The 13737-nt window shown below is 58.2% G+C and carries 7 protein-coding genes; 4 read left to right on the top strand and 3 right to left on the bottom strand.

What is annotated here, in order from left to right; genetic code table 11:
- Positions 1-7 precede the first annotated feature (7 nt).
- Entirely contained in the window at positions 8-1408 is a 1401-nt protein-coding gene (locus B5D61_RS14315; protein ID WP_078814068.1) for a sulfatase family protein, read from the top strand.
- A 12-nt stretch (positions 1409-1420) separates the two neighbouring features.
- On the opposite strand, the gene B5D61_RS14310 is transcribed toward B5D61_RS14315, so the two are convergent.
- Positions 1421-3832: an MMPL family transporter gene (locus tag B5D61_RS14310; RefSeq protein ID WP_078814067.1), complete on the bottom strand. Its 2412-nt coding sequence runs from the start codon at positions 3830-3832 to the stop codon at positions 1421-1423.
- Between the two features lie 161 nt (positions 3833-3993).
- On the opposite strand from B5D61_RS14310, the gene B5D61_RS14305 reads away from it, so the two are divergent.
- The 3 genes from B5D61_RS14305 to B5D61_RS14295 all read left to right on the top strand — a co-directional run bounded on the left by B5D61_RS14305 (position 3994) and on the right by B5D61_RS14295 (position 11273).
- The gene (locus B5D61_RS14305; RefSeq protein WP_139373278.1) at positions 3994-4560 is read left to right on the top strand and encodes a rhodanese-like domain-containing protein; all 567 of its coding nucleotides are present in this window, start codon (positions 3994-3996) and stop codon (positions 4558-4560) included.
- Between the two features lie 14 nt (positions 4561-4574).
- Positions 4575-5501, top strand: a complete 927-nt coding sequence (locus B5D61_RS14300) for a hypothetical protein (RefSeq protein ID WP_139373267.1) — start codon at positions 4575-4577, stop codon at positions 5499-5501.
- Positions 5502-5804: 303 nt separating this feature from the next.
- Positions 5805-11273 (top strand): S8 family serine peptidase, encoded by a 5469-nt coding sequence (locus tag B5D61_RS14295; protein ID WP_078814064.1) that lies wholly within the window; start codon positions 5805-5807, stop codon positions 11271-11273.
- Between the two features lie 101 nt (positions 11274-11374).
- Here the strand turns inward: B5D61_RS14295 and B5D61_RS14290 are convergent, their stop codons facing one another.
- Entirely contained in the window at positions 11375-12274 is a 900-nt protein-coding gene (locus tag B5D61_RS14290) for a hypothetical protein (protein WP_078814063.1), read from the bottom strand.
- 359 nt (positions 12275-12633) lie between these two features.
- The gene (gene purM / locus B5D61_RS14285) at positions 12634-13629 is read right to left on the bottom strand and encodes a phosphoribosylformylglycinamidine cyclo-ligase (RefSeq protein WP_078814062.1); all 996 of its coding nucleotides are present in this window, start codon (positions 13627-13629) and stop codon (positions 12634-12636) included.
- Positions 13630-13737: the final 108 nt, after the last annotated feature.

The raw sequence follows: 13737 nt of genomic DNA, 5'->3' as shown, positions 1-13737 counted from the left end.
ACCCGCCATGCTCAGATTACTCCTCGCCGCAGCGCTCTGCCTCCCCCTTTTCACACACGCAGCCGAGCGGCCTAACGTCATCTTTGTTTTTTGCGACAACCTGGGCAATGGCGATGTGCGCTGCTTCAATCCCGAAACGGTGCATCGCACTCCGCACCTGGACCGAATGGCCAGCGAGGGCATGCGCTTCACCAGCTTATACTCCGCCAGTGGTGTTTGCACACCCAGCCGCGCGGCCTTGATGACCGGGTGTTATCCTTATCGCTTGGACATGCATGTCAGTGACAAGGGCGGACTCGTGCTGCAACCCGTCGCCGCCAAGGGCCTCAACCCCACGGAAACGACCCTAGCGGAGGTGATGAAGAGTGCTGGTTATGCCACCATGATCATTGGCAAATGGCACCTGGGAGATCAGCCCGAGTTTTTCCCCACCCGCCAAGGCTTCGATCACTTCTTCGGCATCCCTTACAGCGATGACATGACGCGGGATAAGCGACCTGAAGAATGGCCCGAGCTTCCGCTCATGCGTGATGAAAAGGTAATCGAGGCACCAGTGGATCGCGACTATCTCACTCAACGTTATACTGAGGAGGCCATCCGCTTTATCGAAGCTCAAAAAGACGCTCCTTTCTTCCTTTACCTGCCCCATGCCATGCCGGGCAGCACCGCTGATCCCTACGCCAGCCCGGCCTTTAAAGGCAAATCCGCCAATGGTCACTGGGGTGACAGTGTGGAGGAATTGGATTGGTCCATGGGCGAGATCCTCGCGGCCCTGAAGCGACTGAAGCTCGACGAGGAAACCTTGGTCATCTGGACCTCCGACAATGGCGCTCCACGCCGCCAGCCGCCGCAAGGCAGCAACGCCCCCTATCAAGGCTGGGGTTACGACACCAGCGAAGGGGCCATGCGCGTGCCCTGCATCGCCCGCTGGCCCGGCCATGTGCCTGCTGGCAAGGAGTGCAGAGAACTCGCCTCCATGCTGGACATTCTGCCCACCCTGACCTCCCTCATCGGTGCCGCACCGCCCACCGTACCGATTGATGGTCACGATATTTCACCTCTATTGTTAGGTCAAAAGGACGCCCACTCACCCACCGATAATACCGGCTTCTTCTTTTACCATGGTGATCAGCTCCAGGCCGTGCGCAGTGGTCCATGGAAGCTCTACCTGCCTCTGGAGTCCAAACGCGTGAATGCCAAAAAGCAGGCCTCGTCCCCGCTCAAGCTCTTCAACGTGCGCGATGATGTCACCGAGCAGAACGAAGTCGCCACAGCGCATCCTCACATCGTCGCCCGCCTCAAGAAACTGGCAGACGGCGCGCGGGAAACCATCGGCGATGCAGGCCAACCCGGCACAGGGCACCGCACCGCAGGTTGGGTGGAAAAGCCGAGTGGGCGGAGGTTGTAATTGCCCTGGGACCTATTTTGCCCGCAGCCAGGCGCGCCAGTGCGGCACCAGCCAGAGCACAATGAGCAGGATCCACAATGTGCCCACGCAGCAAGCGAGGCCCAGGCTGGAGATGCCCCGATTCCCTGCAAAGAACAGGCTGGCGAAGCCGATGACGGTGGTCATGCCAGAGAAGAAAACGGCCTTCCCAGTGGTAGCCTGCACATGACGGATGTCATTGCCAGATCGTTTCAAGGCCAGCAGCAGGTGAATGCCATAGTCAATGCCAGTGCCTAGCAGGAGAGGGATCGCCGCAAGGCTGGCGAGGTTCCATCCCTGCTCCAGCAAGCTCATCGTCGCGGCCAGAGCACCGAGGCCTCCACCTAACAACAAAATGGATAACAAGAGATCCTTCACACTGCGGAAGGTCACCAAAAGAGTGAAGGCGATGATGCCCATGATGGGTAGCAGTTGCTGATTCAAATCATGCTGCACCAGTGTGGAGAGCGCACGACCCAATGTCTCCCAGCCAGCCACCCAGGCTCCAGTATCCGGGGTCAGCAGGGCCTGCACAGCCGCCAATTTATCGCGATCCGGCAGACCGGGCTTACCCGTGACACTCACCGAAGCCAGCGCTACGGCTTGCCCGGGCTGCATACCACCTTTGACCGCACGTTCACCCGTGGCCAGCAGTCGGCTCAACACAGAGCCTGCAGCGGCGGTGGTTTCATCCTGTGGCCAGGGGCCTTTCAAAGCAGGCTCCCAGACACTGCAGACACTGCGCAACAGGGCGGCAGCGGCATCGGCAAAGCCTGCAGCATCGATCTCTTTCTCCAGACGCGGACGCTCCGCCAGCAACCACTGGATGAACTCACGATTGTCCTGCTGGGCGGCTGGATCTCCGATGAGCAGCGTGGGCATGGCCTGACGCACCAGCGTGCCATCCTTCACCGCAGCGGCCAACTTGTCCGCCAGCTTCTGCGTGCGAGCACGCAGTTCTTCGGTCGGCCCGGTGATCAGCACCGGCAGGCTGGCTTCATTGAGTTGTCCCAAGCGATCCTGCACCCATTGCAGGGTATCCATGGCTTCGCTGTTGGAGGGTCTCAGAGTCTCAGCACTGGTTTGAAATTTGGGCAACCCCTTCACCGCAAAGATGCCTGCCATACCCCCGAAGAGAAGCAAGGTGGCCACGATGGCCAGCCCATGCTTGGCAGGCTGACCGGAGGGCTCCACCACCGTGTTGGGCGGCTGTTTACCGGCGGCAAACTTGGGCGCAAAAGTAAGCATCACGCCCAATCCCACCAGCACACCAACGGCCACGAGCAAGCCCAGTTCGGACAGGCCCGGCAGCCCGCTGAAAAGGAGCGAGAGGAACACCGTGGAGGTGGTGCAGGCACCTGCGACAATGCCAGGTGCCGCCAGTTTTCTAAGCCCCTTGGAATCCAGATGCGGATGCTGCCGCGACTCCTGAATGATGAGCACGGCGTAGTCCACAATGATGCCGAGCACGATGGCTGCGAAACCCAGGCTCATGATGGAGAGTTTACCCACCAGCAAGCCGCCCGCGCCGAGCGTCAAGATCATGCTGAGCATCAGCAGTCCCTGAATCCACAGCAGTGGTTTCAGGCGGCGGAACATGACCCAGAACAAGACGGCAATGAGCACCTCCGTCAGACCCACCGTATTCGACATGTCTTTCTCAATGCCTGCGCCGATCTCCGATTGAAACGCAGGCTCGCCGGTATAACGAAGGATGAGTTTATTCTCCGGGTCTTGATCCTGACGCCATTGAGCGATCTCGGCTTTCATTTGATCCAGCCAAGCCGCGGCAGACTTGTAATTGCTCACACTCTGAGCGGGCGTCACCAGCAGCAGGCGGAAGAGACCATCCTCGGAGACCAAGCCAAACATGGACCCCTCCAGGGCACTCATGGCGGAGGCATCCAGACTGTCCAGCAGGCCCAGGGGATCGTAGGACGCACGCTGCACCTTCTCGGCATCCAGCGAGCCTGCCACGGTTTGTAGAGACTGTTGCAGCTTGGCCTTCGCCCCATCGCCCGTCAGTCGCTCGCGCACGGCTTTGAGCTGCGCCGGGTCGGTGTTTTGCAGGGCCCAGGCCATGAGCGCCGCCCCGGATTGCGCCTGCTGCTCCATGGGCTGCGCCCAGCGCACTTCCTTCACCAGATCGGTGCGTTTCTCCAGCCGCTCCGCCAAGGTGGTCATGGCGTCTTCCGCCAGGGCATCATCCTCCGCCTGCATAGCGATGAGCAGATCGCTCCCGCCCGAGAAACCATCCCGCAGCAGCCGCAGGGCCTTCACCTCGGGCAGATCCTCTGGCAGCGTGCCCAGAATATCCGTCTCCAGACGCAGACGCATGAAACCTGCGACGACGAGCAGCAGGAGAAAGAGAGCTAGAACCCAGGGTTTAGAAAAAAGCGCGCGCATGGTGGAGGGCTACGCCCATGAAAGGGCGGCTAACGAGTCCTGGCAAGCTCAAGCAAGCAGGATGACCAGAGGTCGGCAAGCGTATCCACTCTCTTTGCTCGTCCCCCTTCCTTTTGAACAAAATCACGTCTCCCTTTAAAAAAATCCGTATTATGACTCGTATGACCACTCCGCAGGATCTTCTACAACTTACTCCAGACACCACCTTGGCCCAGGTGTTGAAAGGCTACCCGGGGGCTCAAAGAGCGCTTTTTGGACGTTATCACATCGGTGGCTGCCAGAGCTGTGCTTTTAGCCCGACGGAAACATTAGCCCAACTCTGTGCCCGTAATGATAATCTTCCGGTATCAGAAGTCATTCAGCACATCCAAGACAGCCATGAAGGCGATGTGAGCCTGCAGATCTCCCCGGCTGACTTTGCTTCCTTGCGCAAGGAGACCCCTGACCTCAAGGTCCTAGATGCCCGTACACGGGAGGAACACGAAGCGGTGCACATCTCGGGTTCCCTCTTGATGACCCAGGAAGTGGTTCAGGATGCCTTTTCCAATTGGGATAAAAACGCTCCCCTTGTGCTCTATGATCACACAGGCTCTCGTTCTCTAGATGCCGTCGCTTATTTTATCGGGCATGGCTTCACCCAAGCGAAATGCCTAACTGGTGGCATCGACGCCTACAGCCGAGAGATTGATCCCAGCCTGCCTCGCTATCACATCGAAATGGAGGCTTAATGCGCAGCGTCAGCATGGTCACTTCATCGACCGTTTTCTCTACCTGTCAGATCTGGCCGCAACATTGGTGGAAACCGCTGCATGAAGCCCATGCGGCCCGAGTTGCGGAGCAAGCGGACGCCTTCGTCCAACGCCGCAGTCGGCAGCAGAAGCATCCTGTTCACGACTTTCTTTTTACCTATTACAGCTTCTCTCCCGCTAAGCTAAAACAGTGGCTCCCGCCACTCGGTGTTGCCATCGAGATCGAGGAGCCTGATCTGTTGCAGATGCCTTGGCTCACCGGAGAGCGGTTTCTCCGAAATGGCAATTCAGTCACCTTGGATGGCACCCAGGTTTCGCCGCACCTACGAGACCTAGCACGATGGGTGGCTGTGCTTTGTGCGAATGTCTTGAAGCGTTCTCAACACTTCCGCTGCTATGGGCTCCACGAATGGGCCATGGTCTATCAGCAATCTCGAGAAGAGATCCGCCACAGCGGCTATGAACTACGTTTAGCCCCCACAGAACTTGCTAAATTCGTTGAGTCTCAGAGCATTGGCTGCTCACATTACGACGCCTACCGTTTCTTCACACCTGAAGCACGCCCTTTGAATCTGCTGAATCCGACGCTAGACACCCGGCAGGAGATGGAGCAAGGCGCTTGTCTGCATGCAAATATGGATCTTTACAAATGGTCTGCCAAGCTCTGGCCATGGATCGGCAGTGATCTCGTCGGCCGCGCCTTCGAGCTAGCCAGTCAGGGTCGTGATTTGGACATGCGCGCCAGCCCCTATGACTTACGCCATCTGGGCTACGAAGCCCTATGCATCGAAACTGAAGAAGGCCGCCAACGTTATGAACAGGAACAACGTGCGTTGGCAGCCAAGGCCACACCGCTCCGAGAAGAACTACACATGGCTGCGCTCAAATTGGGCAATGGGGGTTTGATCAGTTCATCTTGAATATCAGGAAGAGACTTTCACGGGGATGCGTTCTCTACCGAACGACTGTGGCTAAAGCTCATGAGAGAAATCAGGCGCAACGGCCAACCTCACCCAAGGTTTAAGAGGATTTGATCCGACTTTCTATGATCGGTGCCCATGCCCAAGGCTATTGCCATTTTTCTCCGGCCTCTTCTCCCTATCCCCCTCGACAGTTTCTAGGCTTTACACTGAGATTAAAAATCGCTAGCCTCCGTTCATGCTCTCGCAGGGCTATCCCTCGCTGATTTCAGTTTCTTCCGAGTGCATTTCTGACCCCCCTACATGAAAACGATCCTCCAACGTCTTTTGGTGGTGGCTGCTCTATCGGCTTTTGGCATCGCGACTTGGTTGTGGCTGAACGGTGAGAGAACAGTTAGCCCTCCTATTGATCCCCTGAGAGAGAAAGCCGCAGTTGCCACCGTCGCGACGGTCCAAGGTAAAGAACAACGGATGGAGGACTCGCTGTTTTCTCGTCCAGGGCGGGCCCCGAGTCGTCTCTCAGCGGCGGGTTTAGCCCAAGCTCAGGTGAGTGGCCGGGAGATCAAGATCTCGGGCTCTGACCCCGAGCAGCCAAATCTCGGGAGAAAAGATCGCTATGCGGGCAAGGAAGTGCTGGAGGAGAAAGAAACCGTCCAGCAGGTGCAGGGCCTGACCCAGGTGGAGCGGGTGCGGCTGGTGCGTGATCCATCCTTCAAATACCCCCTTGTCCGGGTGGTGGATGAGCTGGTGCGGAGCCCACAGGGAGATCGCCTCGTGCGTCAGGTGGCCATGGTGGGGGATCATGTGCTGGTGAAACCGCAGCAAGCTGACATGAGTGAGGCGGCCTTACTGGAGCAACTCCAGGCACAGGGCGCAACCCTGCGGAAAAAAATGCCTGCCTCGGGTAACTGGCTCGTGGCTTTTTCCCCTGCGACGCTGGATACGGTGCCTGACATGGTGGCACGCATCAGCGCCATGAAGTCTTTCGTTCGCTATGCCGAGCCGGACTACATCATGAGCGCCAATGCGGTGCCTAACGACAGCTCTTTCAATCTGCTCTGGGGCATGAACAACACAGGCGAGTCAGGCGGCGTGGTGGATGCGGATATCGATGCTCCTGAAGCCTGGAATCTGGCCACGGGCAGTGCCTCGGTGAAAGTGGCGGTGATCGATTCCGGCATTGATCAAACTCACCCTGATCTGGTGCCAAATCTCTGGACCAATCCGGATGAAATCGCCGGTAACGGCGTGGACGATGATGGCAACGGCTACGTGGATGACGTGCACGGCTGGGATTTCGTCAATAGCGATGCCAATCCCACCGATGACAATGGACATGGCACCCACTGTGCAGGCACCATCGGCGCAGTGGGAAACAATGGCAGCGGCGTGGCGGGCGTATGCTGGAATGTCTCACTCATCGGTTTGAAGTTCCTGGATGCTTCTGGCAGTGGCTCACTCACTGATGCTGTGGAGGCCATTGCTTATGCCACCCAACTCGGGGTGACCCTGACCTCCAACTCCTGGAGCGGCGGAGATTATGCTCAGGCCATGAAGGACGTCATTGATGAGGCCGGTGAAGCGGGTGTGCTGTTTGTGACCGTGGCGGGGAATAGCAGCAACAATGTGGAGTCCTTCCCTGAATATCCAGGCAGCTACACGAGCGGAAACTTAATCGCCGTCGCTGCCACGACTTATCAGGAGACGCTGGCGGATTTTTCCAACTATGGCGCGGTTTCGACGGATCTGGCGGCTCCCGGACAGGACATCTACAGCACCGTGCCGGGCGGAGGTTATGGCTACAACAGCGGCACCTCCATGGCCTGCCCGCATGTCGCGGGAGCTTGTGCCTTGGTGAAGTCTTTCAAACCAAGTCTCACGCATCTTCAGGTCAAAGACATCATCTTGAAATCCGTGGACAGTATCCCGGTTCTGGCTGGCAAGAACGTCACGGGGGGGCGGCTGAATGTGTTCAATGCGCTCCTGGCCAGCGATGACATGCTGGTGACGCCTGGCAGTGCATTGGTGGCCACAGGCCCGCTCGGCGGACCATTCACTCCAACGAGTCAAACCTACACGATCACCAATTACACCCAGCAGAACGCCGTGTGGACCGCCAGTCTGGATCAGCCCTGGGCCACGCTTTCAGCGACCAGTGGGACCCTCTCGGCGGGAGAAAGCATCAAGGTCACTGTGAGCCTGAATGAGCAGACGGAGCAACTCACCGCAGGCAATCAAACGGCGACACTCACCTTTACCCATACCGGCACAGGCCGCAGCCAAACCCGCCCCGTGACGGTGGTGGTGAATCCTGACACCATCTACACGGAGCCTCTGGATGCCGATCCAGGCTGGACGCGCACGGGGCAATGGCAGTTCGGCGTGCCACAGGGATTGGGGGGCACCAGCTTTGGTTATCCTGACCCGAAACGTGGCGCCACGGGCAGCCACGTCTTTGGCATCAATTTGGCTGGGGATTACTCCACCAGCACCGGTGCCGCTCAGTATCTGACGACGGGGCCGATCAATCTTTCCCGTTATCAAAATACGCGGCTCAAGTTTCAACGTTGGTTAAACTCTGACTACCAGACCTGGGTGTATGCTACGCTGGAAGTCTCCACCAACGGCAGCACCTGGACACCTCTATGGAACAACGGCACGGATGCCTACAACGATGGGGCCTGGACGCCGGTCGAATACGATCTCTCCGCCTATGCCGATGGCCAAGCTCAAGTGTATCTGCGCTGGGGGCATCAGGTGGCCAGCTTCGGGGCGTATCCTTACTCCGGGTGGAACATTGATGATGTGCAGATTCAGGGTGTGCCGAATGTGAAGCTGGCGCTCACTCTGCCTGAGTCCGTGACGGAAGGTGGTGCCGCAGGCCAGGGCACCATCACCGTCACACCCGCCCCCTCCACCAATCTGTCGGTCACCCTCACCTCCAGTCGCCCCGGTGAAGAAGTCAGCGTGCCAGCGACTGTCTCCGTCCTCTCTGGTCAGACCCAAGCCATCTTTGCTGTCACGCCTCTCCAGGATAACTTCAAGGATGGAAGTCAGAAGGTCACTCTCACCGCCACAGCAGTCGATTACCCCACAGGTAGCGCGAGCCTCCTGGTGCATGATGACGAGCAGGATCAGCTTTTCCTCCTGCTGCCTGCCAGCCTGCCGGAGGGCAGTGGGACAGTCACCAATCAGGCGACGATCAGCATCAATGATCCCGCTCCAACAGACCTAACCGTTTACCTGAGCTCCAATGACCTGACGGAAGTGCAAGTGCCCGCCAGCGTCACGATTCCTCAAGGCGAAGTTGGGGTATTTTTCCCTCTCAGCATTCAGGATGATCCCAGCATTGATGGGCCGCAAACCGTGACCGTCACAGCGTCCGTCGTCAATTGGCCGAGCAGGCAGAGTACGATGATCGTGACAGATAATGAAGCCTCCGTCATCACCCTCACCCTTCCCGCCAAGCGCCTGGAGAGTGCCGGATTACTGCCTAACCAAGGTCAAGTCAGCGTCCCCGGTCTCGTTCCCGCCCCCCTAACGATCAGTCTGACAAGCAATCGGCCCCAAGACCTCATCGTGCCTGCCAGTGTGACCATTCCTGCGGGCAGCTCCGACGCTACCTTTGCCCTGCATCCTCAGGACGATGCGGTGGTCGATGGAGATCCAACGGTGGAAATCACAGCCAGCAGTCCCAACTTCACATCTGCCAGGGCAACGATAATCATTGCCGATGATGAAGTGCCGGCCCTGCCGAGCGATCCCTTCCCCTCGGCAGGCCAAATCAGTGTCTCCCCCTCCAGCCCGCTGGTTTGGAGCTATGATCACCACAGCGGCGCTGCGCCCACCAGCTACCGAGTCTATTTCCGGACCGGAGATGGCCCGGAAGATTTGCTCGGCACCACCGTGGAGCCGTATTGGGCGCTGACCCTGCCCAAGCTCCAGCCCAGCACCACTTATCACTGGCGGGTCGTGGCCCTGGCAGGTGCGGGCAGCCGCAATGGCCCTTCCTGGACCTTCACGACCGTGACTCCAGGTCCGCTGCATCACTATGCCTGGGATCCACTGCCTGAAGTAGTGGCGGTAGGGGTGCCTTTTCCAGTGCGGGTGACCGCCGTGGATGCCTATGAGATCCCTGTGACAGGCTATCGACGACAGGCGCAATTGACCGCGCAAATCCAGCAACCTGAATCCACCACCGGCACCGGCAGCTATCCATGGATTTACCCCCTCTCCACCAGCTATCACGATGTGCGCATTCAGAGCATCTACCGCCCAGAGGAAGCCGGTCCTGCAGGCCAGCTCACCGCCTTGGCCCTAAACCTCGGCACCGTGCCGGGACAAACCCTCACCAACTTCACCATCCGCATGCGTCATACCACGAAGACGGATTACCTCAGCGGAGGGTTCACCTGGGAGTCGGATTGGACCACGGTTTACAGTGCGGATCAAACGCTCTCCGCCACCGGCTGGGTGTGGTTCACCTTCACCACGCCGTTCGATTACGATGGCACGCAGAACCTGATGGTGGACTTCAGCTTTAACAACACCAGCTACAGCACGGACGGCACCACCCGCACCACCATCATCAGTGACTACCGCACCCTGGCTTACCGCACCGACAGCAACTATGGAGATCCTTTGTCATGGTCTGGGAGTTCGCCAACGGCCGAGGCCTACAACGGTCTGCCCAATCTGCGTCTTCAACGCGCCAGTCAGCCTCTGGCCCTGACCCCCACCACGACCACCCCCTTTAACCAAGGAAGCTGGAGCGGCCAAGTCACGCTCCAGGCGGCAGGTGTGGATGCGCAACTTGTGGTGACGGACACCGTCGATAGCGCCGTCACCTCCAGCTCTTCCGCCATAGATGCCATCGCGGTGGAGGCCTTCACCCTGGCCACTGAGCCCACCTTTACCGGGGGCACGAGCAATCAGATCAGTGGGGCGGCGCTCAGCGCAGGCCACCTGTATGAGATTCAGCGCGCCACCCAGCCTAACTTTAACGATGCCGTCTCTAGCGGCCCCCTCAACACGCCGGAGCATCTCTTCACAGGGCTCAGTGACGGTAAGCTCTACTACTACCGAGGTCGGGGCGTGAAAGAGGGTGCCTCAGGCCAATGGTCAGTGGTCGAGCGTTCCACTCAGGATGCCACTGCGCCCTTGTTTAACTTTGAGCGTGCGAGCGACGGCATCACCCTGCTCAGCAGCCTCGACCTCATCGGCAGCACCACCGATGCCACCAGTGGCGTTGCCAGTCTAGAGATCAATGGCACCCCCTTCACACCAGGTGCCTTTACCACTCCGCTGACTCTGACGGATGGGCTCAATAACGTCACCCTCACCGCTACGGATAACGCCACCCCACCGAACACCCGCAGCATCACCTGGACCGTCACCCGCATTCCAGATCTGGATCTCGATGCCGATGCCAATGGCCTCTCTGGTCTGCTGGAATATGCCTTCCATGCAAATTCCTCTTCGGCCTCCGCGTTACCGACGCTCAGCACGGCTTTGCATCCCGAGACTCATAGGGCGCACCTCATTCTTCGCTACCGCCGCCTCATTACCCCACCCTCGAATCTAGTCTATGACATTGAGACGAGCTCAGGACTGGAGGATTGGGTTCTGGCGGACTCTACCACAGCGGAAGTGCTCTCCACCACGCCCACGGGCGATGGTTTTACGGAGTTAGTGACGGTGCGTATCAACCCTTCCTTGGAAGGCCAAATTCGAAGATTCGCACGCCTCAATGTTCGCACTTTGACCCCATAACGAGCCGCTCAATAAAACAGGCGGAGCCTGTGGGCTCCGCCTGCAAATGTCGAACCCAAATGAGTTCTAGACCGGGCACCGAAAACCTAACAAAAAGTTAATCAGTCTTTCTTGCCATTCAGATTTTCAGTACTGGCTTCCGTGCTCCCAGTTGTGCTGCCTGGGGTACCTGGGCCTGTGCCGTTACGGCCTGCGCTGGTCGAACTGCTGGCATCACGACCTTCATCGGGGTTCACTGGGGAAATGCGGGCAAATTCGTCGGGGCTGAGGATACCGTTGTTATCGATGTCCAGAGCTTGAAAACGTTGCTGAGGTGTCATCGTCTGCTCGGTGCGGCTGCGGTCGGCATCATTGTCCTTTCCGACGATGCCACCCGTGCTACCGGTCGTACTGCCAGGGGTGCCTGGACCTGTACCATTGCGGCCGACGCCAGTAGAACTGCTAGCATCACGGGTAGGATTGGGGATGACGGGCGAAAAGTTGGCAAACTCGGCCTGAGAAAGACCACCGCTGCTGTCGGCATCCAATTTGCCGAATTGTTCACGAGAACTCATGGTGGTGTTCTCATTCTGATCTGAGGTCATGCTGCGTCGGCGATCAGCGCGCTCCTGTGCGTTGTCCTGACGTTCTTCACGAGCTTCGCGACGGGCCTCCCGGGCCTGACGACGCTCTTCGGCGGTGAGAGCAGGAGTCTCCCCTCGAGCCGCAGCTGCACGATTGTTCGCGTCCTTTTCATTTGCATTGGCATTACTCTTCTGGGCTTCCGTGCGGTTATCGCCAGCAGCGGTTGCATCACGGTTCGCACTTGCATCGGTGTTAGGCACGGCAGGGGTCGTCTGTCCGGCATTGGTTTGAGAACCAGCCTGGGGCTGTCCGGCCGTTTCACCCCGGCCTCCTTGTGGGCTACCAGACGGGTTGGCTGTGGAACTTTGCGCCCACATCACAGCAGGAGTCAGAATGAGACCTGCAGCGACGAGCGCTGAAAAGATGGATGTTTTCATATAGATGGAATGGTTTGTGTGTTGGTTAGGTCAAACCTGCGGACTTGAAATCAAAGGCCTGTGGCCCGCCCCAGGTTCATAGAGGCTTCGACTCGCTTTATTTGATCGGACCCCTATTTTTTACCAAAAGCCCGGATCGTGAAGTCTGCATGATCAAGATCTTGATCTCGCTTCCAGTTAGGCTGCGATGTGCAATCTTCTACCCTGCGATTTGCAAAAGCCTTCCTCACCCTTTCATTAGTTCAAAGCGAAGCGCATCTTTTTGAGGTTGCCCTCTCCACAGATCAATGAACTAAAAAGCCGTTCCCAAAGCGCAGGGGAACGGCTTTCGTTGAAAAGGAAAATGACGAGATAGAACCTTACTTCACCAGTTCGCAGGTGACTGCACCGCTCCTATCCATCTCACCTAGGACCACTCCCCCGGTGCCGACTTTCAGCGCTTTCTTTACGTGCTTGGCGTCCACGATAGCCACCCAGCCGATGCCCATGTTAAAGGTATCCCAGCAATCCGCAGGGTCCGCGTGGCGCAGCACTTTCTGCACCACGTCGTTCTTCCAATAAGGCACCTTCAGATGGCAACCGAAGCCGCGCTTGGTGAAGATGCGGCCCAGGTTTTCCACCAAACCACCGCCCGTGATGTGGGCCATGGCCGCAGGCTTGATCTTCGCCTTCTTCAGGCCCCAGCACTGCTCATGATACAGCAGGGTCGGGGTGAGGAGTTGGGCGGCTTCCTTCTTGCTAAGCTTGATCCTTTCCTTTTCCAGAATGCGGCGCACGAGGCTGAAGCCGTTAGCGTGGAATCCGGCGCTCGGCCAGCCAATGAGTACATCGCCTTCCTTGATCTCAGCAGGGTTCAGCACGTCCTTCTTCTCAGCAGCCCCGATGGCGAAACCGGACAGCTCCACCATGCCCTCGAGCACAGCGCCGGGCATTTCAGCGGTTTCACCGCCGGCCAGGATACAGTTGCAGGCCTGGAGATACTCCGACATACCAGCGATGATTCGGGCGAGTTGCTTCTTCTTGATCTGATTCACGCCCACATAATCGAGGAACATGATGGGATCTGCCCCGCATGTGAGCACGTCGTTCACGTTCATGGCCACCAGATCTTTACCCGCATTTTCCAGGAGATCGTATTTCAGCAGCAGTTCCAGTTTGGTGCCCACGCCATCACAACCAGTGAAGATCATAGGCTCCTTGTATTTGCTCAGATCATAACCGGCGGCAAAAAGACCGAAGGCATTGGCCAGCTTACGCTTCTTTTGCGTGGCCTTCACCAGCGCTCCGATATCATCCACAAAGGATGCTGCTTCATGGATATCGACGCCGGCTTGTTTGTAAGTGTGCTTGGACATGGTTGAAAACCCCGGCGCGCTTCCGCCGCCGGAAAGCTGGGAGAGTGCCTCGCCAGGGCAGAGATGCAAGTGCGGGGTTTCACCTTTATACCGGCCCGCTGGGCAAGT

The sequence above is a fragment of the Prosthecobacter debontii genome (assembly GCF_900167535.1).
Taxonomy (GTDB): domain Bacteria; phylum Verrucomicrobiota; class Verrucomicrobiia; order Verrucomicrobiales; family Verrucomicrobiaceae; genus Prosthecobacter; species Prosthecobacter debontii.
The sequence above is the reverse complement of the archived record's forward strand: the minus strand, read 5'-3'. Positions and strand labels throughout refer to the sequence as shown.